The 20,948-nt window shown below is 74.5% G+C and carries 18 protein-coding genes; 12 read left to right on the top strand and 6 right to left on the bottom strand.

Annotated features, from left to right (window positions below; all coding sequences use genetic code 11):
• The first annotated feature begins 92 nt into the window (after positions 1 to 92).
• Entirely contained in the window at positions 93 to 1,067 is a 975-nt protein-coding gene (locus M3673_RS02705; protein ID WP_251531316.1) for a zinc metalloprotease, read from the top strand.
• Between the two features lie 402 nt (positions 1,068 to 1,469).
• Here M3673_RS02705 and M3673_RS02700 read toward each other — a convergent pair whose 3' ends face one another.
• Positions 1,470 to 1,943, bottom strand: a complete 474-nt coding sequence (locus M3673_RS02700; protein WP_193664928.1) for a DUF4439 domain-containing protein — start codon at positions 1,941 to 1,943, stop codon at positions 1,470 to 1,472.
• Entirely contained in the window at positions 1,940 to 2,527 is a 588-nt protein-coding gene (locus tag M3673_RS02695) for a hypothetical protein (RefSeq protein WP_251531314.1), read from the bottom strand. The genes M3673_RS02700 and M3673_RS02695 overlap by 4 nt, the downstream gene beginning before the upstream one ends.
• A 160-nt stretch (positions 2,528 to 2,687) precedes the next feature.
• Between M3673_RS02695 and rimP the strand changes: the two genes are divergently transcribed.
• From rimP to M3673_RS02655, 8 genes are all read left to right on the top strand, one after another.
• A complete protein-coding gene (gene rimP, locus M3673_RS02690) occupies positions 2,688 to 3,254 on the top strand; it encodes a ribosome maturation factor RimP (protein WP_251531312.1) in 567 nt (188 codons plus the stop codon).
• A complete protein-coding gene (gene nusA, locus M3673_RS02685) occupies positions 3,254 to 4,246 on the top strand; it encodes a transcription termination factor NusA (RefSeq protein ID WP_056904576.1) in 993 nt (330 codons plus the stop codon). The genes rimP and nusA overlap by 1 nt, the downstream gene beginning before the upstream one ends.
• Positions 4,247 to 4,303: 57 nt before the next feature.
• Complete coding sequence (locus tag M3673_RS02680) at positions 4,304 to 4,738, top strand: YlxR family protein (RefSeq protein ID WP_308196082.1); 435 nt, start codon at positions 4,304 to 4,306, stop codon at positions 4,736 to 4,738.
• Positions 4,739 to 4,828: 90 nt separating this feature from the next.
• A complete protein-coding gene (gene infB, locus M3673_RS02675; RefSeq protein ID WP_251531310.1) occupies positions 4,829 to 7,720 on the top strand; it encodes a translation initiation factor IF-2 in 2,892 nt (963 codons plus the stop codon).
• A 72-nt stretch (positions 7,721 to 7,792) separates the two neighbouring features.
• Positions 7,793 to 8,320, top strand: coding sequence for a 30S ribosome-binding factor RbfA (rbfA, locus tag M3673_RS02670; protein ID WP_251531308.1), 528 nt, complete (start codon positions 7,793 to 7,795; stop codon positions 8,318 to 8,320).
• Positions 8,317 to 9,234 carry a tRNA pseudouridine(55) synthase TruB gene (truB, locus tag M3673_RS02665; protein ID WP_251531301.1) on the top strand — a complete coding sequence of 306 codons (918 nt, stop codon included), beginning with the start codon at positions 8,317 to 8,319 and terminating at the stop codon, positions 9,232 to 9,234. The genes rbfA and truB overlap by 4 nt, the downstream gene beginning before the upstream one ends.
• Before the next feature lie 23 nt (positions 9,235 to 9,257).
• Positions 9,258 to 10,190 carry a bifunctional riboflavin kinase/FAD synthetase gene (locus M3673_RS02660; RefSeq protein WP_193664916.1) on the top strand — a complete coding sequence of 311 codons (933 nt, stop codon included), beginning with the start codon at positions 9,258 to 9,260 and terminating at the stop codon, positions 10,188 to 10,190.
• The gene (locus M3673_RS02655) at positions 10,190 to 11,191 is read left to right on the top strand and encodes a hypothetical protein (protein ID WP_193664914.1); all 1,002 of its coding nucleotides are present in this window, start codon (positions 10,190 to 10,192) and stop codon (positions 11,189 to 11,191) included. Before M3673_RS02660 ends, M3673_RS02655 begins: the two co-directional genes overlap by 1 nt.
• Before the next feature lie 143 nt (positions 11,192 to 11,334).
• Here the strand turns inward: M3673_RS02655 and M3673_RS02650 are convergent, their stop codons facing one another.
• From M3673_RS02650 to M3673_RS02635, 4 genes are read right to left on the bottom strand one after another with little or no spacing between them, the layout of a single operon-like run.
• Complete coding sequence (locus M3673_RS02650) at positions 11,335 to 11,592, bottom strand: HPr family phosphocarrier protein (RefSeq protein WP_056862421.1); 258 nt, start codon at positions 11,590 to 11,592, stop codon at positions 11,335 to 11,337.
• A 45-nt stretch (positions 11,593 to 11,637) separates the two neighbouring features.
• Complete coding sequence (locus M3673_RS02645; RefSeq protein ID WP_374108172.1) at positions 11,638 to 13,758, bottom strand: fructose-specific PTS transporter subunit EIIC; 2,121 nt, start codon at positions 13,756 to 13,758, stop codon at positions 11,638 to 11,640.
• Complete coding sequence (locus M3673_RS02640; protein ID WP_193664910.1) at positions 13,751 to 14,719, bottom strand: 1-phosphofructokinase family hexose kinase; 969 nt, start codon at positions 14,717 to 14,719, stop codon at positions 13,751 to 13,753. The genes M3673_RS02645 and M3673_RS02640 overlap by 8 nt, the downstream gene beginning before the upstream one ends.
• Positions 14,716 to 15,483, bottom strand: coding sequence for a DeoR/GlpR family DNA-binding transcription regulator (locus tag M3673_RS02635; RefSeq protein ID WP_251531297.1), 768 nt, complete (start codon positions 15,481 to 15,483; stop codon positions 14,716 to 14,718). Before M3673_RS02635 ends, M3673_RS02640 begins: the two co-directional genes overlap by 4 nt.
• A gap of 138 nt (positions 15,484 to 15,621) precedes the next feature.
• Between M3673_RS02635 and ptsP the strand changes: the two genes are divergently transcribed.
• The 3 genes from ptsP to rpsO all read left to right on the top strand — a co-directional run bounded on the left by ptsP (position 15,622) and on the right by rpsO (position 20,861).
• Positions 15,622 to 17,304 carry a phosphoenolpyruvate--protein phosphotransferase gene (ptsP, locus tag M3673_RS02630; protein ID WP_056862916.1) on the top strand — a complete coding sequence of 561 codons (1,683 nt, stop codon included), beginning with the start codon at positions 15,622 to 15,624 and terminating at the stop codon, positions 17,302 to 17,304.
• Positions 17,305 to 17,404: 100 nt separating this feature from the next.
• Entirely contained in the window at positions 17,405 to 20,377 is a 2,973-nt protein-coding gene (locus tag M3673_RS02625) for an NHL repeat-containing protein (protein ID WP_251531295.1), read from the top strand.
• A gap of 208 nt (positions 20,378 to 20,585) precedes the next feature.
• On the top strand, positions 20,586 to 20,861 hold the full coding sequence (rpsO, locus tag M3673_RS02620) for a 30S ribosomal protein S15 (protein ID WP_056862426.1): 276 nt from the start codon (positions 20,586 to 20,588) through the stop codon (positions 20,859 to 20,861).
• Positions 20,862 to 20,948 lie beyond the last annotated feature (87 nt).

Here is a 20,948-nt window from a genome sequence, read left to right as displayed (position 1 = left end):
TGGGGCCGCTGCGGCCGGTGGTTCTGTTGCAGGATCGGCCCACCTGGCCGCGACGAACGCCGGCCCGCACGAAGGATCTCCACTCCATGGGCATGACCCGCCAGCTCCGCCGCTCCGCCGCCGTCCTCGGGCCGGGCGCGCTCCTCCTCACCACCCTGGCCCTCGGCTCGTTCGCGCCGGCCCAGGCCATGACCACCGGCGACGTCTCGCGCGACTGCGTCGTCGCCGACGCCCACGGCCACGACGAGGCGGCCGCCGCCCGCGGCGGCGAGCGCGTGCGCGACCACCGGGCCATCGACGCGCTCGAGCAGGAGCGGATCGAGCGGGACTTCCAGCGCCGCCTGGAGCAGGAGAGCCTGGAGCAGGAGCGCCTCGAGCAGGAGCGCCGCCCCGGCGCCCGCGCGGTGGGTGCGACCGTGCCCGTCTACGTCCACGTGATGCGCGACGCCAACGGCGGGGGCGACGTCACCGACAGCCAGATCGCCCAGCAGATCGCGGTCATGAACACCAGCTTCAGCGGGGGCAAGTCCACCGAGGCCGCCGACACCGGGTTCCAGTTCACCCTCGCCGGCGTCGACCGCTTCAACAACACCCAGTGGCACCAGGACAAGCAGAGCGCCACCTACCGCAAGCAGACCCGCAAGGGCGGGGCCAACGCGCTGAACATCTGGCTGGTCGACTTCGACTACCTCGGCATCGCGACCTTCCCGTGGGACTACAAGCGCAACCCCGGCATCGACGGCATCCGCGTGCAGTACACCTCGCTGCCGGGCGGCGCGGCCACCAACTACAACCTCGGCGAGACCGCCACCCACGAGGCCGGTCACTGGTTCGGGCTCTACCACACCTTCCAGGGCGGCTGCACGAGCACCAACGACGAGGTGGGCGACACCCCCGCGCAGTCGAGCTCGACCACGGGCTGCCCCGAGGGGCGTGACTCCTGCACGCTGCCGGGCCTCGACCCCATCCACAACTTCATGGACTACAGCTACGACTCCTGCTACACCATGTTCACCGCGGGCCAGGCGACCCGCAGCCAGCAGATGTGGACCGCCTACCGCGGCTGATCCACGCCCGCTCGCCGCAGCCCGTCACGCTCGGCCCTCACGCACGGCCCGTCCCGCACCGCGGGACGGGCCGTGCGTGCGTGTGGCAGGTAGGTGCCGCTTGCACGGACCTGCCGTTCTGCAGGTTTGTGCAATGCAACTTCTTGAGGAGCCGCGCGGCTCGCGACGCTCCGGCGGCGCGTTGCATGATTCTGCACGTAGCGCGGGACGGACCCACACCGATCCGCGTGAGCACCGGCCACGTCCCCGGCCACGACGGTCCGCGGACTCGCGTCCTCGGGGGAGATCTCGGGACTTCCTCGACGACGCGAGTTCGCGGATCGTCGCATTTCCGGCCGGGTCGACGGGCGGTGCGCCCACCGGGCGGCCACGGCCGCCGCGGGTCGCACGCGGTGCTACGGCTCAGGCGGTGCCGGGCAGCGCCTCCGGCGAGCCGCCCAGGTCCAGCAGCCCCACCGCCGTGACGCGCAGCGCGTCGACGGCCCACCGGCGTCGCGCCCCGGTGCTGCTCCCGACGAGCGCGGCGTAGGCCTGCGCGCACCGGGCCTCGACGCCGCGGGCGGTGTCCGTGACCGCGCCGGGTCCCTGCCCAGACGGCCCGGGCACGTCGTAGGCGACCGCGGCCCCGACCGGGTCCTCGCCGAGGGAGAGCAGGGCGCCGCTGAGGTCGTCGCGACGCGCGCGGTGCGCGGCGTAGAGCCCCTGGAGGCGCGCGTAGAGCTCGGGGGAGGCCGATGCGGAGGTGCGGGCGCCGAGCACGCCGAGGACGTAGACGGCCGCGTGCTCGCCCTCGAGCGTGGCCTGGAGCGCGGCGACGAGCGCGGCTCGGCCGGCGCCGTCCTGCGCCGTCGTGTCCGAGGTCGCGGGGCCGCTCACGCCGCACCCCCGCGAGGTGGCGTCGCCGGGAGGACGGCCAGGCGCTGCGCGGTGCCCGCAGCCATCGCGGCCAGCGCCTGGGCCAGCTCGCCGCTCTCGGCCGCCACGGCCCAGGTCGTCAGCCGCCGCACCAGCCGCTCCTCGCCCCGTCGTACGCCGAGCAGCGCCGCACCGGCCCCGGGGGCCACGGGGGAGTCGTCCCGGCGCGCGTCGTCGGCGGGCGCACCTCCGAGCAGGTCGAGGTGGGTCGTGTGCAGTCCCGCCACAGGGCGCAGCGACGACCGCAGGCCCGGGTGGCGGCGCACGGTCCTCTCCGCGAGGGCGCGGGCGGCGGCGAGGTCGGCGACGACCGTCGTCACGAGGTCGCCGTCGGCGCCGGGGGCGGACCCGTCCTGCTCCCCGGCGCTGCCGGGTGGGCGTGGGTCGGCCGGGGTCGGAGCGGTGCGAGCCGGGTCTCCGCCGCTGCACCCGCCGACCGCCGGCAGGACCACGGCGGCGCCGGCGAGGCCGGTCAGCACCGAGCGCCGCGACGCACCGGCCGACGCGGCCGGTCCGGTGGTGGTTCGACGGAGCGGCGCAGGCACCGCACGACCCTAGCGCGACCCGGTGCCGGGCCGCGGCCGCGCGGTCGCCCGCGATGGGCGGAGGGGTCGGCCCACGGGCTATCGTGGACCGCCCGACCCGGTGGGTCTCCACCGTGGGCCGGACGGCAGTGCACACAAGAGAAGAGGGAGGCTGCGACCCGTGAGCAGCACACGACAGGACAGCGAGCGGATCGAGGCGGAGCTCACCGGCCCCCTCGCCGCTCTCGGGCTCGACGTGGAGGCGGTGGAGATCACCCCCGCCGGCAAGCGTCGGGTCCTGCGGGTCGCGGTCGACCAGGACGGCGGGGTCACCCTCGACGACGTCGCCGAGGCCACCCGTGAGGTCAACCGGGTGCTCGACGAGTCCGACGTGATGGGCGAGCACCCCTACACCCTCGAGGTCACCTCCCGCGGCGTCGACCGCCCGCTCACGCTCCCGCGCCACTGGCGCCGCAACACCGACCGCCTGGTCAAGGTCACCCTCGCCGACGGCACGAGCATGACCGGTCGCATCACCGACACCGGCCAGGAGACCGCCACGCTCGACGTCGCGGGCCAGCAGCAGCTGGTCACCTACGCCGAGGTGGCCAAGGCGCTGGTGCAGGTGGAGTTCAACCGCCCGGGCGGCGGCCGGGCCGGCTCCGAGGAGCCCGACGGGGCCGGGGACGCCGAGGACGACACCGAGCACGACACCGAGCACGGGGACGACGAGGGGGAGGACGCCTGATGGACATCGACATGAGCATCCTGCGGATGCTGGAGCGCGAGAAGGAGATCTCCTTCGAGGTGCTGGTGGAGGCGATCGAGCAGGCCCTGCTCACGGCCTACCACAAGTCCCCGGGGGCCAGCGAGCAGGCGCGGGTCGAGCTGGACCGCAAGAGCGGCCACGTCACGGTGCTCGCCGCCGAGCTCGACGACGACGGCGTCAAGGTCGGGGAGTTCGAGGACACCCCGGCCGGCTTCGGTCGGATCGCGGCGACGACGGCGAAGCAGATCATGCTCCAGCGCCTGCGCGACGCCGAGGACGACATCCGCTTCGGGGAGTTCGCCGGCAAGGAGGGCGACATCATCTCCGGGGTCGTCCAGCAGGGACGCAACCCCGACGACGTGATGGTCGACCTGGGCAAGCTCGAGGCCCTGCTGCCGGTGGGCGAGCGGGTCCCGGGCGAGCAGTACACCCACGGCAGCCGCATCAAGTGCCTGGTGGTGTCGGTGCGCAAGGGCATGCGCGGCCCGCAGATCACGCTCTCGCGCAGCCACCCCAACCTGGTCAAGAAGCTCTTCGCCCTCGAGGTGCCCGAGATCGCCAGCGGTCAGGTCGAGATCGCCGCGATCGCGCGCGAGGCCGGTCACCGCACGAAGATGGCCGTGCACGCCCGCCCCGGCACCACCGGCATCAACCCCAAGGGGGCGTGCATCGGGCCCATGGGGCAGCGCGTGCGCAGCGTGATGGCCGAGCTGAACGGCGAGAAGATCGACATCGTCGACTGGTCGGAGGACCCCGCGACCCTCGTCGCCAGCGCGCTGTCCCCGGCCCGGGTGACCTCGGTGGAGATCGTCGACCTCGCCGCCCGCTCGGCGCGCGTGGTCGTGCCCGACTTCCAGCTCTCCCTGGCCATCGGCAAGGAGGGGCAGAACGCCCGCCTGGCCGCCCGCCTGACGGGGTGGCGCATCGACATCCGCTCCGACGAGGCGCCGACCGAGCGACCGGGCGACTGACCGGTCGGGCGACCGGCGGGACCCGGTGCCGTCCGGGGGCTCCGGCGGCGCCGCACCGTGGCGCCGGTTCGGAAAGGTCGGGCGTGTCGGGCTAGGATCGTCACAGTGGCTCGACCAGACAGCTCCCGCACCTCCCCGGACGACCGGCCCCTCGAGGGCCCCGTCCGGACCTGCGTGGGTTGTCGGACCCGGGCCGCGAAGCGCGAGTTGTTGCGGGTCACCGCCGGCTCGGACGCGCACGGCCGCTCGGTCGTCGTGCCCGATCCCGACGGCACCGCGCCCGGCCGGGGAGCACACCTGCACCCCACCACCGGTTGCTACGACCTCGCGGTGCGACGCAAGGCGTTCGGGCGGGCCCTCCGGCTCACCGACGGCCCGGGCAGCGCGCCGGTGGGGGAGTGGGTCGCAGCCCGCGAGCACGACGACCGATCACGATCGACCAGCAGATCCACTTCCGGATCGAACGACCAGGACTGGAGCAGCAGCTCATGAGCACTCGATGAGTTCTTTCCGATGAGTTTGCACCACCACCACCGCCTCTCGTAGACACCCGACCGGGTCGAGGGGCCGATTAGGAGAATTGTGGCCAAGACCCGCGTTCACGAGCTCGCCAAGGAGTTCGGTGTCGAGAGCAAGTTCGTTCTCGAGAAGTTCAAGGAGATGGGGGAGTTCGTCAAGTCGGCGAGCTCGACCGTCGAGCTCCCTGCGGAGATGCGTTTCCGCAAGGAGATCGGACCCCAGCTGAAGAGCGACGGCCCCGCCGCCGCCCCCGCACCCAGCGCCCCCGCCGCCAAGCCCGGCCCCGCCGCTGCGGCGAAGCCCGCCGCCCCGGCGCCCGCCGCCCCGGCCCAGCCGGCGGCGTCGACGCCTCCGGCCGCCGCGCCGGCCGCCGCCGCACCGAGCGCGCCCGCCCCGTCGGGCCCGCGCCCGGGCCCCAAGCCGGCCCCGCGCAAGCAGGCGCCCGCGGCTCCGGAGGCTCCGGCCGCCCCCGCGGCGCCGGCTGCACCCGCGGCCAAGGCCGCCCCCGCAGCACCCGCCGCTCCCGCCGCGAAGGCGGCCCCCGCTCCGGGTGCCCCCAAGTCGCCGGCACCCCGTCCGGTCGGCCGCCCCGGCGCGCCGCGCCCGGGCAACAACCCCTTCTCGTCCAACCAGGGCATGGGCCGTCGGCCCTCCGCCCCGGCCCCCGGCGGCGACCGCGGTCCCGCCGCGCCCGCTCCCGGCGGTGCCGGTGGCGGCGCGAGCGCCGGTGACCAGCGTCCGCCGCGTCCGCCGGCCGGTCGCGACGGCGGTGCGCCGGGTCGCTCGGGCATGCCCCGTCCCAACCCCGCGATGATGCCCAAGTCCCCGGCCGCGTTCGGCCAGGGTCCGGGCGGTCGTCCCGGCGCTCCGGGTCGCCCGGGTGCCCCCGGTCGCGGCGGTGCCCCGGGTCGTCCCGGCGCCCCCGGTCGCGGTGGCCCCGGCGGCGGCGGTGCCCCGGGTCGTCCCGGCGGCTTCGGCCCCACCGGTGGCGGTCGTCCCGGCGGCGGTCGTCCCGGCCAGCGCGGTCAGACGCAGGGTGCCTTCGGTCGCCCCGGCGGTCCCTCGCGTCGTGGTCGCAAGTCGAAGCGGGCGCGTCGCCAGGAGTTCGAGGCGATGCAGGCGCCGACCATCGGCGGCGTGCGCGTCCGCAAGGGCGACGGCGAGACCGTCAAGCTGCCCCGCGGCGCCTCGCTGACCGACTTCGCCGAGCGCATCGGCGTCGACGTGTCCTCCCTCGTGCAGATGCTCTTCAGCCTCGGCGAGATGGTCACGGCCACCGAGTCGGTCAACGACGAGACCTTCGAGCTGCTGGGCGAGGAGCTCAACTACGTCGTCCAGGTCGTCTCCCCCGAGGACGAGGACCGCGAGCTGCTCGAGTCCTTCGACCTGGAGTTCGGCGAGGACGAGGGCGACGAGAGCGACCTGGTCATCCGGCCGCCGGTCGTGACCGTCATGGGTCACGTCGACCACGGAAAGACCAAGCTGCTCGACGCGCTGCGCAACGCCAACGTCGTGGCCAAGGAGGCCGGCGGCATCACGCAGCACATCGGTGCCTACCAGGTCGCGGCGGAGGTCGACGGCGACGAGCGTCGCATCACCTTCATCGACACCCCCGGTCACGAGGCGTTCACCGCCATGCGTGCCCGTGGTGCCCAGGCGACCGACATCGCGATCCTCGTGGTCGCGGCCGACGACGGCGTCATGCCGCAGACGGTCGAGGCGCTCAACCACGCCAAGGCCGCCGGTGTGCCGATCGTGGTCGCGGTCAACAAGATCGACAAGCCCGACGCCGACCCGACCAAGGTCCGCGGCCAGCTCACCGAGTACGGCCTCGTGCCCGAGGAGTACGGCGGCGACTCGATGTTCGTCGACGTCTCGGCCAAGTCCGAGCTCAACCTCGACAAGCTCCTCGAGGCCGTCGTCCTCACCGCCGACGCCTCGCTCGACCTGCGGGCCAACCCCACGCAGGACGCGCAGGGCCTCGTGGTCGAGGCGCACCTGGACCGCGGCCGCGGCCCGGTGGCCACGGTGCTGGTCCAGCGCGGCACGCTGCGCGTGGGCGACTCGATCGTCGCCGGCGCCGGCTACGGCCGCGTGCGGGCCATGCTCGACGAGCACGGCGAGAATATCACCGAGGCCGACCCGTCGCGCCCCGCGATGGTGCTGGGTCTGACCGCCGTGCCCGGCGCGGGTCAGAACTTCATCGTCGTCGAGGACGACCGGATGGCCCGCCAGATCGCCGAGAAGCGCGAGTCGCGCGAGCGGGCGGCCATGCAGGCCAAGCGCCGCGTGCGTCGCACCCTCGAGGACTTCATGGCCTCCATGGAGAAGGGCGAGAGCCAGGAGCTCAACCTCATCCTCAAGGGCGACGTGTCCGGCTCGGTCGAGGCGCTCGAGGACGCCCTGTCGCACATCGACGTGGGCGACGAGGTCAGCCTGCGGGTCATCGACCGCGGTGTCGGTGCGATCACCGAGACCAACGTCGACCTGGCCGCCGCCTCCGACGCCATCATCATCGGATTCAACGTCCGGCCCCAGGGCAAGGCGACCGAGATGGCGGACAAGGAAGGCGTCGAGATCCGCTACTACTCGATCATCTACCAGGCGATCGAGGAGATCGAGGCGGCCCTCAAGGGCATGCTCAAGCCGGTCTACGAGGAGTCGGTGCTCGGCCAGGCGGAGATCCGCGAGATCTTCCGCTCGTCGAAGATCGGCAACATCGCGGGCTGCATGATCACCAGCGGTGTCGTGCGACGCAACGCCAAGGCGCGCGTGCTGCGCGACAACGCCGTGGTCGCCGACAACCTCGACCTGTCCTCCCTGCGCCGGGAGAAGGACGACGCCTCCGAGGTCCGCGAGGGCTTCGAGTGCGGTCTGGTGCTGCGCAACTTCCAGGACATCAAGATCGGCGATGTCGTGGAGTCCTTCGAGATGCGCGAGATCCCGCGCTCCTGATCGACCCTCCGAGCCGGTCCGCGAGGCCACCGCCAGCCAGCGCCCCAGTCGGGCGTGCGAGAGAGTGAGAACATGAGCAGCCCCCGAGTCCGCAAGATCGCCGACCGGATCCAGGTCATCGTCGCCGAGATGCTCGAGCGTCGCGTCAAGGACCCGCGCCTCGGCTTCGTCACCGTCACCGACGTGCGCGTCACCGGCGACACCCAGCAGGCCACGATCTTCTACACCGTGCTCGGCGCCGACGGCGACGACGAGGCCGCCCGGGCCGGCACCGCCGCCGCGCTGGAGTCGGCCAAGGGCCTGATCCGCTCCGAGGTCGGCAAGCAGCTCGGCATGCGTCACGTGCCCACGCTGACCTTCGTCGCCGACGCGCTCCCCGACACCGCCCGGCAGCTCGACGAGGTCCTCGCGCGTGCCCGGGCCCAGGACGAGGCCGTGGCCGCTGCGCGCGGTGCGACGTACGCCGGCGGGGAGGACCCGTACAAGAAGCCCCGCGAGGCCGACGACGAGGCAGACGACGAGGCAGACGACGTGGACGGGGTCGCCACGGACGGCGCCTCGGCGGCGGAGCCCGACGCCGGGGGCGACGAGCTCCGGTGACCGACCTCGCCGGCCTGCTGGTCGTCGACAAGCCCGGCGGCATCACGTCGCACGACGTGGTGTCCCGGGCGCGCCGGGCGCTCGGCACGCGCAAGGTCGGCCACGCCGGCACGCTCGACCCGATGGCCACCGGCGTGCTCGTGCTCGGCGCCAACCGGGCGACCCGGCTGCTGGGCCACCTCATGCTCACCGAGAAGGCCTACGCCGCCACCGTGCGCCTCGGGGTCGCCACGACCACCGACGACGCCGAGGGCGAGGTCGTCTCGACCACGCCGGCCGGTCACCTCGACGAGGCGGCGGTGCGCGAGAGCCTCGCGGGCTTCGTCGGCGACATCGAGCAGGTGCCGACCGCGGTCTCGGCCATCAAGGTGGACGGCAAGCGCGCCTACCAGCGCGTGCGCGACGGCGAGGACGTGCAGCTCGCCGCCCGCCCGGTCACGGTCCACGAGCTCACGGTCCTCGACGTGCGCCGGGTGCCCGGCGGTGCGGTGACGGGGCACGGCGCCGGCGCGTCCCCGACCACCGACGTGGTCGACGTCGACGTCGCGCTGCGCTGCTCCAGCGGCACCTACGTGCGCGCCATCGCCCGTGACGCGGGTCGGGTGCTGGGCGTGGGCGGCCACCTGACCGCGCTGCGCCGCACGGCCGTCGGGCCCTACGACCTCACGGTCGCCACCACCCTGGAGCAGCTGGCCGAGCGGGGTCCCGGCGCACTGCTGCCGGTCGCCGCCGCCGCCCGCGCGGCGTTCGCGTGCCTCGACCTCGACGCGCGTCAGGCCGGCGACGTGCGCATCGGGCGCCCGCTCGACCTGGCGCTCGACGGCCTCACCGCGCTCTTCGACCCGGCGGGGGAGTTCCTGGCCCTCTACGAGCCCCGCGACGACCGGGCCCGGGCGGTCGCCGTCTTCGTCTGAGGGCCCGGGTCTAGGGTTTGACCGTGCAGATCTGGCGCTCCCTCGACGACGTCCCCCCGGACCAGCCGCGCTCGGTCGTGGTGGTCGGCAACTTCGACGGCGTCCACCTCGGTCACCGTCGCGTGCTGGCGAGGGCGCGCTCGCTCGCCGGCGACCGCCCCGTCGTCGCGGTGACCTTCGACCCGCACCCGATGGCCGTGCTGCGTCCCGAGCACGCGCCGACGACGCTCACCACGATGGAGGCACGCGCCGCGCTGCTCGACGAGGCCGGCGCCGACGCCGTGCTGGCCCTGCCCTTCGACCGCGCCGTGGCGGCCTGGACCCCGGAGGAGTTCGTGGTCAAGGTCCTCGTCGACGCGCTGCACGCCGCGAGCGTCGTGGTCGGGGCCAACTTCCGCTTCGGCCACAAGGCCGCCGGCGACGTGACCACGCTGGTCGAGGAGGGGCTGCGCCACGACTTCGCCGCCGAGGGCATCCCGCTCGACGGCGGCCCGATGGTGTGGTCGTCGACCTACGTGCGCACGTGCCTGGCCGCCGGCGACGTGGCCGGCGCGGCCGAGGCGCTCGGTCGGCCCTACGCCGTCCGCGGCGTCGTGGTGCAGGGGGACCAGCGTGGGCGCGAGCTCGGCTACCCCACGGCCAACGTGCCGATCGACGCGAGCGTCGCGGCCCCGGCCGACGGCGTCTACGCCGGCTGGCTGCGCCGCGTCGGCGCGACGGGCGACCCGCTGCCCGCCGCGATCAGCGTCGGCACCAACCCGACCTTCGCCGGGGAGCGCGACCGGCGCGTGGAGAGCTACGTGCTCGACCGCACCGACCTCGAGCTCTACGGCGTCGAGGTCGAGGTCTCCTTCGTCGAGCGCCTGCGCGGCATGACCGCCTTCGCCTCGGTCGAGGAGCTGCTGGTGCAGATGGCCGACGACGTCGCGCGGGCCCGCGACCTGCTGCTCGGCTGATGGGGGAGTCGTCGACCCCGACCGACCTCGCGGCCGCGGAGACGTGGTTCGCCCGCAACGGCCTGACCTACTTCGTGCCCTCCGAGCGTGCGGCGGCGCGCCAGGCCCTCAAGCCCGGCCGCACCGCACCCCTGCTACTGGTCGTCGCGGTCGTGGCGGGCACACTGGGCGGTCTGCTGGCGTGGCTGGTGGGTGAGCTCAGCGCGGCGCCGGCGCTGCTCGTCTCGCTCGGGCTGGCGGCCCTCGGCTGGTACGCCCTCACGGCGCTGCGACTGCGCCCGATCCTCGCCTGGGCGCTGGGCCGGACGTTCGGCAGCCTGCGGCTGCTGCTGCCGATGGCCACCCGGGCGCTGCCGCTGCTGCTGCTCTTCATGACCTTCCTCTTCATCAACGCCGAGGTGTGGCAGCTCTCGGCCAGCCTCGCCCCCGGCGTGCTGTGGCTGCTGGTGCTGCTGCTCGGCGGCCTGGCCGTGGCCTTCCTGCTGGTGCGGCTGCCCGAGGAGGTCGACCGCGCCGACGACGCGGTCGACGACGCGTTCCTGCGGCGCGCCTGCCGGGGCACACCGCTGGAGGCCGCCTGCGAGGAGCTGCTCGCCGACGCGACGGCCGATCCTGCGTCCCGCGCCGAGGTCACCGGCTTCGAGCGGTGGAACCTCGTGCTCGTGCTCCTGGTCATCCAGGCCGTGCAGGTGCTGCTGCTGGTGGCGATGGTCTTCGCCTTCTTCCTGCTCTTCGGCTCCCTGGCCATGGGGGAGCAGGTGCAGCTGGCCTGGACCGCCCGCGAGAGCATCACGAGCCTCACCTGGCTGCCGAGCGTCTCGGTGGAGCTGGTGAAGGTCGCGCTCTTCCTCGCCGCCTTCTCCGGTCTCTACTTCACGGTCTCGGCGGTCACCGACGAGACCTACCGCGAGCAGTTCTTCTCCGGCGTCACCCGTCACGTCGAGCGGGCCGTGGGGATGCGCGCGGTCTACCTCGCGCTGCGCGCCCGCACCGCGGCCTGACCCCCTCCCGCTCGCGGCGGACCCCGGCGCCGCCCCCGGACGCCCTGGCACCCGCCGCTGGCCCCGGACCGTCCGGGACGCGGACCGGCCCGGCACCCCCGTGGGGGCGCCGGGCCGGTCTGGTCGCGCGGGGTGGGACGACGTCAGGCGTCGAGGTCCTTCTCGACGAGGGCCGCGATGGCCTCGACGTCGGCCTCGGAGTCACCGGAGACGGTGACCGAGTCGCCCTTGCCGGCGCCCAGGGTCATGATCAGCAGCGCGGAGCTGGCCTCGACCGGCTCCTCGCCCTCGACGGCGAGCATGACCTCGGAGTCGAGCTCACCGGCCGCCTCGGAGATGATCGCGGCGGGGCGGGCGTGCAGGCCGACGGCGGAGCCGACGGTGACGGTCTTGCTGGGCATGGTGCTCCTTCGGAGGGGGTGGGTGCGGGCGGGTGTGTGGCGGGGTCAGGCGACGGGGGCGACAGCGGGGTCCTTGGCCGTGGACTTCAGCACGATGACCGCGGCCGCGCCGACGAGCACGCCGGCGACCAGGGCGATGATGAAGCCCAGCACGCCGTCGACGGCGAAGAGCACGAAGATGCCGCCGTGCGGTGCCCGGACGCTGACGTCGAGGGCCTGCGAGAGGCCGCCGGTGACGGCGCTGCCGAGCATGATCGAGGGGATCACACGCAGCGGGTCGGCCGCCGCGAACGGGATGGCGCCCTCGGTGATGAACGAGGCGCCCAGCAGCCAGCCGGCCTTGCCGTTCTCCCGCTCGGGCTGGGTGAAGAGCTTCGGCCGCACGACGGTGGCCAGGGCCAGCGCGATCGGGGGCACCATGCCGGCGAGCATGACCGAGGCCATGATCTTGAGCTCGGGGGCGTCGGCCGCGAGGGCCGCGCCGCCGACGCCGGCGGCGGCGAAGGAGTAGGCGACCTTGTTGAGCGGGCCGCCCATGTCGAAGGCCATCATCAGGCCGAGCACGACACCGAGCAGGATGGCGTAGCTGCCGCTCATCGAGTTCAGACCGTCGTTGAGCTGGTCCATCAGCCAGCCGATCGGGCGGCCGAGGACGACCAGCATCAGCAGGCCGGCGATGATCGAGGTCAGCAGCGGGATGACCAGCACGGGCATCAGGCCGCGCGCCCAGGAGGGCACCTTCCACGAGCCGATCCAGTGGGCGATGACGCCGGCGAGCACACCGCCGACGATGGCCCCGAGGAACCCGGTGGCCGGCACCCCGACGCCGTCGCCGTCGACGACGCCGAAGATGTTGGCGGCCAGACCGCCGACGATGAAGCCGGGCGCGATGCCGGGACGGTCGGCGATGGCGTAGGCGATGTAGCCGGCCAGGGCGGGGATGAAGAACATGAACGCGGTCTTGCCGATGATGAAGAAGAGCGCGCCGATGTAGGCCATGAGGCCGGAGCCGAAGAGGGCGTGGTCGAGGCCGAGGGCGTCGACGTCGGGCAGGTTGAACAGCGTGTTGTTGACCGCGATCTCGCCGTAGGGCCCGACGATCTCGTAGCCGCCGAAGAGGAACGACAGGGCGATCAGCAGACCGCCGGCGGCCACGAACGGGATCATGTAGGACACGCCGGTCATGAGGACCCGCCGCGTGCGGCCGCCCCACGTCTCGCCGCCGCCGGTGCCGGCACCCGAGCCGGCGCCCGCGTCGGAGCCGGAGCCCTCGACGCGCGGAGCGCCGGGGTCGTCGGCGTTGCGCAGCGCCTCGGCGATCATGGCGTCGGCGGCGTCGATCGGCCGCTTGACGCCCGAGGAGACCAACGGCTTGCCGGCGAAGCGGGCCCGGTCGCGCACCCCCACGTCGACGGCGAAGATGACGGCCTCGGCCTGGCGGATCACGTCGGCGCCCAGCGGCGTCGAGCCGGCCGAGCCCTGGGTCTCGACGGCGAGGTCGACCCCGGCCCGCTCGGCGGCGGCCTCGAGGGCCTCCGCGGCCATGTAGGTGTGGGCGATGCCGGTGGGGCACGCCGTGACGGCGACCAGGCGGCGCCGGGTGGCGGTGGCGGCGGCCGGGGTGGCGGCGGCGGGCGCGGTGGCGGTGGCGACGCCGGCGGACGCCGACGAGCCCGCGGCGGCCGCGGCCGCGGGGGCCGGCTTGGCCGCGGGGGCCGTGCCGAGCACGTCGGCGACGATCTCCACGACCTCCTCGCGCGTCTCGGCGGCGCGCAGGGCGTCGGTGAAGGCCGGCTTCACCAGGGCGCGGGCCAGCTTGGTCAGCAGCTGCAGGTGGGTGGCGTCGCCGCCCGCGGGAGCGCTGATGAGGAAGGCGAGGTCGGCGGGCCCGTCCTTGGCGCCGAAGTCGACCGGCGGCGAGAGCCGGGCGAAGGCGAGCGTCGGCTCCTCCACGCCGGCGGTGCGGCAGTGGGGGATGGCGATGCCGCCGGGCAGGCCGGTGGGCGACGTGCCCTCGCGGGCGATCGCGTCGTCGGCGAGCTGCGCGACGTCGGTGGCGCGGCCGGCCTCACCGACCGTCGCCGCCAGCGCACGGATCACGTCGTGCTTCTCCGAGCCGAGGTCCGCGTCGAGGCGGACCAGGTCGGCAGTGATGAGGTCAGACACGTTCACCCTCCTGGGTGTCGAGCAGGTCGCGCACCGCGACCAGGTCCGGGCGGACCTGGGCGGGCAGCGGGATGGTGGTGCCGGGGAGTCCGGCGGCCGCGCTGCCGTAGGCGACGGCGAGCGCGAGTCGTTGGGCGGGCGAGTGCTTGCGCAGGTCGCCCAGCAGGTAGCCGAAGAGGCTGGAGTCGCCCGCACCGACCGTGGAGACCACGGTGGTGGGCGGGGGAGAGGCGTGCCACGCGCCGTCGGCGGTCACGAGCACGGCGCCGTTGCCGCCGAGGGTGGCGAGCACCGTGGAGACCCCGCGGTCGACCAGCAGCCGGGCGGCGCGGGCCGCGGCGTGCGGGTCGCGCTCGAGCTCCTCGGCGTCGCCGCCGGTGAAGGAGGCCAGCTCGTCGCCGTTGGGCTTCATCAGGTACGGCGCCGCCCCGGGCAGGGCGTCGACGAGGGCGCGCAGCGGGGCGTCGCTGGTGTCGACCGCCACCCGGGCGGGGGTGTCGCGCAGGGCGGTGACGACCTCGGCGTACCAGGAGCTGGGCGCGCCGGGGGGCAGCGAGCCGGCCAGGACGATCCAGTCGGCGCTGCCCGCCCGGCGGCGCAGCGAGTCCACCAGCGCCCGCAGCACCTCGGGGGTCACGTCGGGCCCGGGGCTGTTCAGCTTGGTCGTCGTGCCGTCGGGCTCGGTGATGGTGATGTTGACCCGCGGGCTGCCCGTGCCGTCGACGGGGCGGCAGTCGATCCCGGCGGCCAGCAGCTCCAGCACGAAGGGGTCGTCGGAGGGTGCGGGAAGCACCGCGATCGACGGCACTCCTGCGGCCACGGAGGCGCGCGAGATGTTCACGCCCTTGCCACCGGCCTGCGAGAGCACCGAGGCCGCGCGCTGCACGGCGCCGCGCTCGAGCGGGGCGTCGAGCGTGACCGTCCGGTCGTGGCTGGGGTTGGGCGTCAGGGTGACGATCATGCGATGACGACCTCCACGTCGTGGTCCTTGAGCCCGACGGCGTGCTCGGGGTCGATGGCGTCGTCGGTGACGAGCAGGTCGACGTCCTCCAGCGACGCGAACCGCACCAGGGCCTCCTGCCCCACCTTGGCGGCGTCGGCGAGGACGACGACCTGGCGTGCGGCGGCGACCATGGCCCGCTTGGTGGCGGCCTCGTCGTGGTCGGGGGTGCTGAGGCCGTGGCCCACGGTGATGCCGTTGGTGCCGACGAAGGCGACGTCGGCGCGCACCAGCTCGAGGGCGGCCACCGTGTCGGCGCCGACGGCGGCCTGCGTCGTCGTGCGCACGCGTCCGGGCAGCAGGTGGAGCTCGATGTGGGGCACGGTCGCGAGGCGGGCAGCGATCGGCACCGAGTGGGTGAGCACGATCAGCTGGTGGTCGCGGGGCAGCAGGCTGGCCAGGCGGGCGGTGGTGGTGCCGGCGTCGAAGAGCACGACCGAGCCGGGCGCGGGCAGCAGGTCGAGCGCGGCCTGGGCGATGCGGTCCTTCTGCGCGACGTTGGCCTGGTCGCGCTCGAGCAGGCCGGACTCGATGGCGGCGAGGGTGTGGGCCGGGATCGCCCCGCCGTGGACACGCCGCACGAGGCCCATCCGCTCGAGCGCCGACAGGTCGCGGCGGACGGTCTCCGTGGTGACCTCGAAGGTCTCGGCGAGCGCGGTCACCGACAGCCGGCCGCGGTCGGCGACGAGCTGGGCCATGGCCTGCTGGCGTTCCTCTGCGTACATTGCCCTCGTCCCCCCTCTCGGTTGCCGGCTCCTGCCGGTCTGGTCGGTCACCGGCTCGGCCGGCGTGGTTCTGCGTTCATGTTGTTTTATCCCCGTTTCTGTTTGACTGTCAAGTGATTCCGGGGATAAGTTGTGGCCATGGTCACCCAGACGTCCACCGACCAGCTCCTCGGCACCCCGGTGGTGCCCGGGCTGGCGACCGGGCCCGCGCTCGTGGTCCGCTCCGAGATCAGCCCCGCCGCCATCGAGGCCTTCGACGGCGCCTCCCTCGACGAGGAGGCCGCCCTGCGGGCCTACGACGACGCCGCGGGCGCGGTCGCGGCCGGCTTCGAGCGCCGCGCGGGCAGCGCCCACGGCGCGGCCGCGGAGGTGCTCACCGCCAGCGCGGGCCTGGCCCGTGACAAGGGCCTGCGCATCGCCGTGCGCAAGCACCTGCGCTCCGGTGAGGACCTGCTGAGCGCCCTGGCCGCCGGCGTCGAGCAGTTCGTGGGTGTCTTCACGCAGATGGGCGGGCTGATGGCCGAGCGGGTCACCGACCTGCGCGACATCGAGCGCCGGGTGCTGGCGCACCTCGTGGGCGAGCCCGAGCCGGGCGTGCCCACGCCGCAGGAGCCGTCGGTGCTGGTGGCCGAGGACCTCGCGCCCTCCGACACGGCGGGACTCGACCCCACGGTGGTCGTCGCGCTGGTGACCGAGCGCGGCGGGCCCACGAGCCACACCGCGATCATCGCGCGCCAGCTCGGCATCCCCTGCGTGGTCGGCACGGCGGGCGCCATGGGCCTGCGCTCGGGCACCCGCCTGCTGGTCGACGGGTCCACCGGCGTCGTCGAGCTCGACCCCGACGAGGCCGACACGGCCCGCCGGGTCGCGGCCGACCGCGAGGTCCGCGCGGCGGTCGAGGGCTGGACCGGCCCGGGGCGCACCACCGACGGCACGAGCGTGAAGATCCTGGCCAACGTCGCCGACGGCGAGAGCGCCGCGGGCGCGGCCACCGGCCCCGTCGAGGGCGTCGGGCTCTTCCGCACCGAGCTGTGCTTCCTCAACCGCACCGAGGAGCCCTCGGTCGAGGAGCAGGCCGACATCTACTCCGACGTCCTGTCGCCCTTCTCCGGTGAGCGCTACGTCGTCGTGCGCACCCTCGACGCCGGCTCCGACAAGCCGGTCGCCTTCGCCACCCACGACGGGGAGGAGAACCCCGCCCTGGGCGTGCGCGGGCTGCGGCTCTCCTTCGACAACCCCGGTCTCCTGGAGCGTCAGCTCGACGGCATCGCCGCTGCTGCGGAGCGCACCGGCACCGAGACCTGGGTGATGGCGCCCATGGTCGCCACGGTCGCCGAGGCGGCCGGGTTCGCGGAGGCGGTGCGCTCCCGCGGGCTGAAGGCCGGGGTCATGGTCGAGGTGCCCTCCGCCGCCCTGCTCGCCCACCGGATGCTCGAGGTGGTCGACTTCCTCTCGATCGGCACCAACGACCTCACGCAGTACGCCATGGCGGCCGACCGCATGGCCACCGACCTGGCGCACCTCACCGACCCGTGGCAGCCCGCGGTGCTGCAGCTGATCGCCATCACCGCCCACGCGGGCCAGGAGGCCGGCAAGCCCGTGGGGGTGTGCGGCGAGGCCGCGGCCGACCCGCTGCTGGCCTGCGCGCTGGTCGGCATGGGGGTCACCTCGCTGTCGATGGCCTCGGCCGCGGTGCGGTCGGTCGGCGCCCGCCTCGGCACCGTGTCGATGGCCACGTGCGAGGAGGCCGCGGAGGCCGCGCTCTCGGCGCCCGACCCGCAGGCCGCGCGGGCCGCGGTGCTCGCGCTGCTGGAGGGCTGAGCGGGTCCGGGCCGGGGGAGCCCGGCCGGACCGGCTCCGCCCGGACCGGCTCCCCACAATGGGGGTCGCGGGTGCGGCGGCGCGCTCGCAGACTCGCTGGGTGAAGCCTGTCGCGCGCCGTGCGGTGACCGGGGCGCTCGTCGCGCTCCTCGCCCTCGCCCTGCCCCTCCTCCCCCTCCTCCCGGCGCCGGGCCCGCACCGGGCCGGGATCGGCTCCGGCGCAGCGTCGGCGGCCGAGCCGTGGAAGCCTCCCGCGCTGGTGCGCACCATCGGCGGCACCGGTCGCGCCAGCCTCTTCCCCTGGGGCCTGGCGTGGAACCCCGTCTCGCAGCGCTGGATCGTCGGCGACTACTTCAACTACCAGGTGCGCACCTTCGACGCCGACTGGCGCTCCACCGGCGTGCTCCCGCAGCCCAGCGCGGCCTCGGGCGACCCCGAGTCGGTCCTGGCCTCGGTGGCCGTCGACCCGCGCACCGGCGAGACCTACGTCGGCAAGCCCAAGCCCGACACCCTGGCCCACTACGCCGCCGACGGCACGCGGCTGCCCGACGTCGTGGTCGACCCGACGTCCGGCTCCCAGACCTACACCGCGTGGGTCACCGTGGACGACGAGGGCTACGTGTGGGTGCTCGACAGCCACCTGTGGAACACCGACGCCGACCCCTCGCGGCTGATCCGCCTGGCCCCCGGCGGGGGTGCCCAGGTCTCCTCGTGGGACCTGTCCTTCCCGGGCCAGAAGCCGGGCCAGTTCTACGGCATCGACGTGGGCTCCGACGGACGGGTCTACCTCGCCGACGCCGTCAACCGTCGGGTCCAGGTGCTCTCGCCCGACGGCACCCTGATCCGCTCGATCGGCACCTCCGGCGAGGCCGACGTGCCCGGCGCGCTCTCGGGCGACCTGCGCAGCGTGGTGGTCGACGACGAGGCCGGGCGCCTCTACGTCGTCGACGCGGTGCAGGACCAGGTCGAGGTCTTCGACCTCGACGGCCGACCGCTGCTGCAGATCGGCGGCCACGGCACCGAGCCGGGGCGCCTCGTCGCCCCGCGCCAGCTCGCCTTCGGGCCCGAGGGTGACCTGTGGGTCAGCGAGTACGGCAACTACCGCATCCAGGCCTTCGACCCCCTGACCGGCGCCTCGCGCGGGGTCGAGCCGACCCCGCTGCCCGAGCGCCCCGGCGGGCAGCTGGGCCAGCCGCGCGACGTCGGCGTCGACCCCGCGACCGGCGAGGTCTGGGTGGCGGACTCCTGGAACCAGCGCTTCTGCCGCTACGCCGCCGACGGCACGTGGACCGGCTGCTGGGGCGGGCGCGGCAACACCCCGCCCTACGGCGTGAAGTACCCCCGCGGCATCGCCGTGGACGCCGCGCGCGACCGCGTCTGGGTGAGCAACAACGCCGGCGGCACGATCTTCGTCTACGACGACGAGGCCGGCTTCCTCTTCCAGGTCGGCGAGGAGGGCAACCGGCGCAACAACGAGCCCGGCATGCTCGAGAAGCCCTTCGGCATGGCCTTCGGCAGCGGCTACGCCTACGTCGCGGACCCCGGGTCGACCTACGAGAACAGCAGCGCCCAGGTCAAGGTGCTCGACGCCGACACCGGCGCGCAGGTCGCCACCATCGCGCGCAACGCGCGGACCGTGGCCGTCGACGAGGCCACCGGTCTGGTCTACGTCGCCGACACGGGCACCAACCAGCAGAAGATCTACGTCTACGGCCCCACCGGCGGTCCGGCGCTGCGCAGCTTCGGCGGCAGGGGCACCGCGGCCGGCAAGTTCACCGGCCTGTGGGGCGTCACTGTCTCCGACGGCGTCGTCTACGCCACCGACGAGGCGCAGTCGAGGGTGCAGGCCTTCACGACCGGCGGGGCCTTCCTCGGGCGCTGGGGCTCGGTGGGCTCGGGTCCGCTGCAGCTGCGCAACCCCGCCGGCATCACCCACGACGCGGCGGGCCTGCTCTACGTCGCGGACTCCTCCAACGACCGGGTCGTCGTGCTCGACCCGGGCCGCGCGCGCCCGGCGTACCTCTTCTCACGGCCCACGCTGACCCTGACCTCGCCGGCCACGGGCTCGGTCACGCCCGGCCCGGTGGTGGTCGAGGGCCTGGCGGGAGACGACCGGTCGCTGGCCTCGGTGGAGGTGTCGGTGCGCGACCGGGCCACGGGCCTGTGGTGGGACCCGACCACGGCCACCTGGGCGACCGCGCAGACCTGGGGTCTGGCCCCGTGGTCGGGGAGCCCCACCTCGGCCCGGTGGCGCTGGGTCTTCCCCGGCGCCGAGACCGACCACGACTACCACCTCGAGGCCCGGGCCCGCGACGCCGACGGCACGGTCTCGGCGCCGGTGCGCAGCACCGAGGTCTCGGTGCGCGAGCCCGACCCGGTGGCGCCGAGCACCACCGTGACCCCGCCCGGCACCACCCTCCTGCCCGGCACGGTCGCCCTCTCCGGCGACGCGGGCGACGACCGCGGCGTGGCCGCGGTGCGCTGGGCGGTGCAGCACGTGCGCAGCGGCCGCTGGTGGACCGGCAGCGGCTGGGCGGCCGACCCGACCTGGTCGACCGCGACGCTGGCGGCCCCCGGCGCCACCGCCTCCGCGTGGAGCGCGACCTGGACCCCGCCGGCCGCGGAGCAGTACGTCGTGGTCGCCCGCGCGGTCGACACCGGCGGGGGAGAGGACCCCGTCGGCGCCTCGGCCTCCTTCGTCGTCGACCTCGCCGAGCCCGACCGGACCGGTGCCGAGACCCGGGTGACGTCGCCGACCGCGGGGCAGGCGCTCCCGCCGGGCGACGTCGTCCTCGCCGGCCGGGCCACCGACCTCTCGGGGGTGGGCTGGGTCGACGTGGCGCTGCAGGACCGGGCCACAGGCCGGTGGTGGGACGCCGCGACCGGGGCGTGGGGGCCCTTCACCTGGAACGACGGCGCCTCGACGCCCGCCGCGCGCTTCGCCAGCCCCACCACCTGGTCGTGGACCTGGCCGGCGCTCGCGCCGGGGTCCTACCGGATGGGCGCCCGGGCGCGCGACGGCGGCGGTCGCGTCGACGCGACCCCCGCCTGGGTCGACGTGAGCGTCGGCTGACGCCCTTTTGGGGGCCCCGGTGTGCGCGCGGTAACCTTCACCGGTTGCCCGCAGCACGTCGCACGCCGTCGCCGCGGGCAGCGGCACCACCTCGCACGACCCTCACACGAACACCGCCGTCCAACGGCCGCGGAACGAGAGTGCCCGGGAGAACAGGCCCCGGCGCGCCGCGCAGCGAACGCCCACCTCGGGCACGGAAGGAGACCGCATGTCGATCGGTACCGACGCGGAGACCAAGAAGAAGATCATCGCCGAGTACGCCACGACCGAGGGCGACACCGGCTCGCCCGAGGTGCAGATCGCGCTGCTGAGCCACCGCATCAGCCACCTCACCGAGCACCTCAAGCAGCACAAGCACGACCACCACAGCCGTCGTGGTCTGCTGCTGCTCGTCGGCCAGCGCCGTCGCCTGCTGAACTACCTGCAGAAGACGGAGATCGCCCGCTACCGCTCGATCGTCGAGCGTCTCGGCCTGCGTCGCTGACACCGCGTTGACGGGCGGAGCGGCTGCCCCTCGCGGGCAGCCGCTCCCTCGCATTTACGGCTCCGGGCACTACGCTCGGAGACGGAA

Origin of the sequence: Nocardioides sp. P86, from assembly GCF_023712465.1 — a bacterium.
GTDB classification, from domain to species: Bacteria; Actinomycetota; Actinomycetes; order Propionibacteriales; family Nocardioidaceae; genus Nocardioides; species Nocardioides kribbensis.
The sequence above is the reverse complement of the archived record's forward strand: the minus strand, read 5'-3'. Positions and strand labels throughout refer to the sequence as shown.

What these genes read in the sequence shown, in the direction of transcription:
- M3673_RS02705 (WP_251531316.1), top strand. Translation starts at nt 93, where the DNA reads ATGACCCGCCAGCTCCGCCGCTCCGCCGCCGTCCTCGGGCCGGGCGCG.
- nusA (WP_056904576.1), top strand. Translation starts at nt 3,254, where the DNA reads ATGGACATCGACATGAGCATCCTGCGGATGCTGGAGCGCGAGAAGGAG.
- rbfA (WP_251531308.1), top strand. Translation starts at nt 7,793, where the DNA reads ATGAGCAGCCCCCGAGTCCGCAAGATCGCCGACCGGATCCAGGTCATC.
- M3673_RS02655 (WP_193664914.1), top strand. Translation starts at nt 10,190, where the DNA reads ATGGGGGAGTCGTCGACCCCGACCGACCTCGCGGCCGCGGAGACGTGG.
- M3673_RS02650 (WP_056862421.1), bottom strand. Translation starts at nt 11,592, where the DNA reads ATGCCCAGCAAGACCGTCACCGTCGGCTCCGCCGTCGGCCTGCACGCC.
- M3673_RS02640 (WP_193664910.1), bottom strand. Translation starts at nt 14,719, where the DNA reads ATGATCGTCACCCTGACGCCCAACCCCAGCCACGACCGGACGGTCACG.
- M3673_RS02635 (WP_251531297.1), bottom strand. Translation starts at nt 15,483, where the DNA reads ATGTACGCAGAGGAACGCCAGCAGGCCATGGCCCAGCTCGTCGCCGAC.
- ptsP (WP_056862916.1), top strand. Translation starts at nt 15,622, where the DNA reads ATGGTCACCCAGACGTCCACCGACCAGCTCCTCGGCACCCCGGTGGTG.
- rpsO (WP_056862426.1), top strand. Translation starts at nt 20,586, where the DNA reads ATGTCGATCGGTACCGACGCGGAGACCAAGAAGAAGATCATCGCCGAG.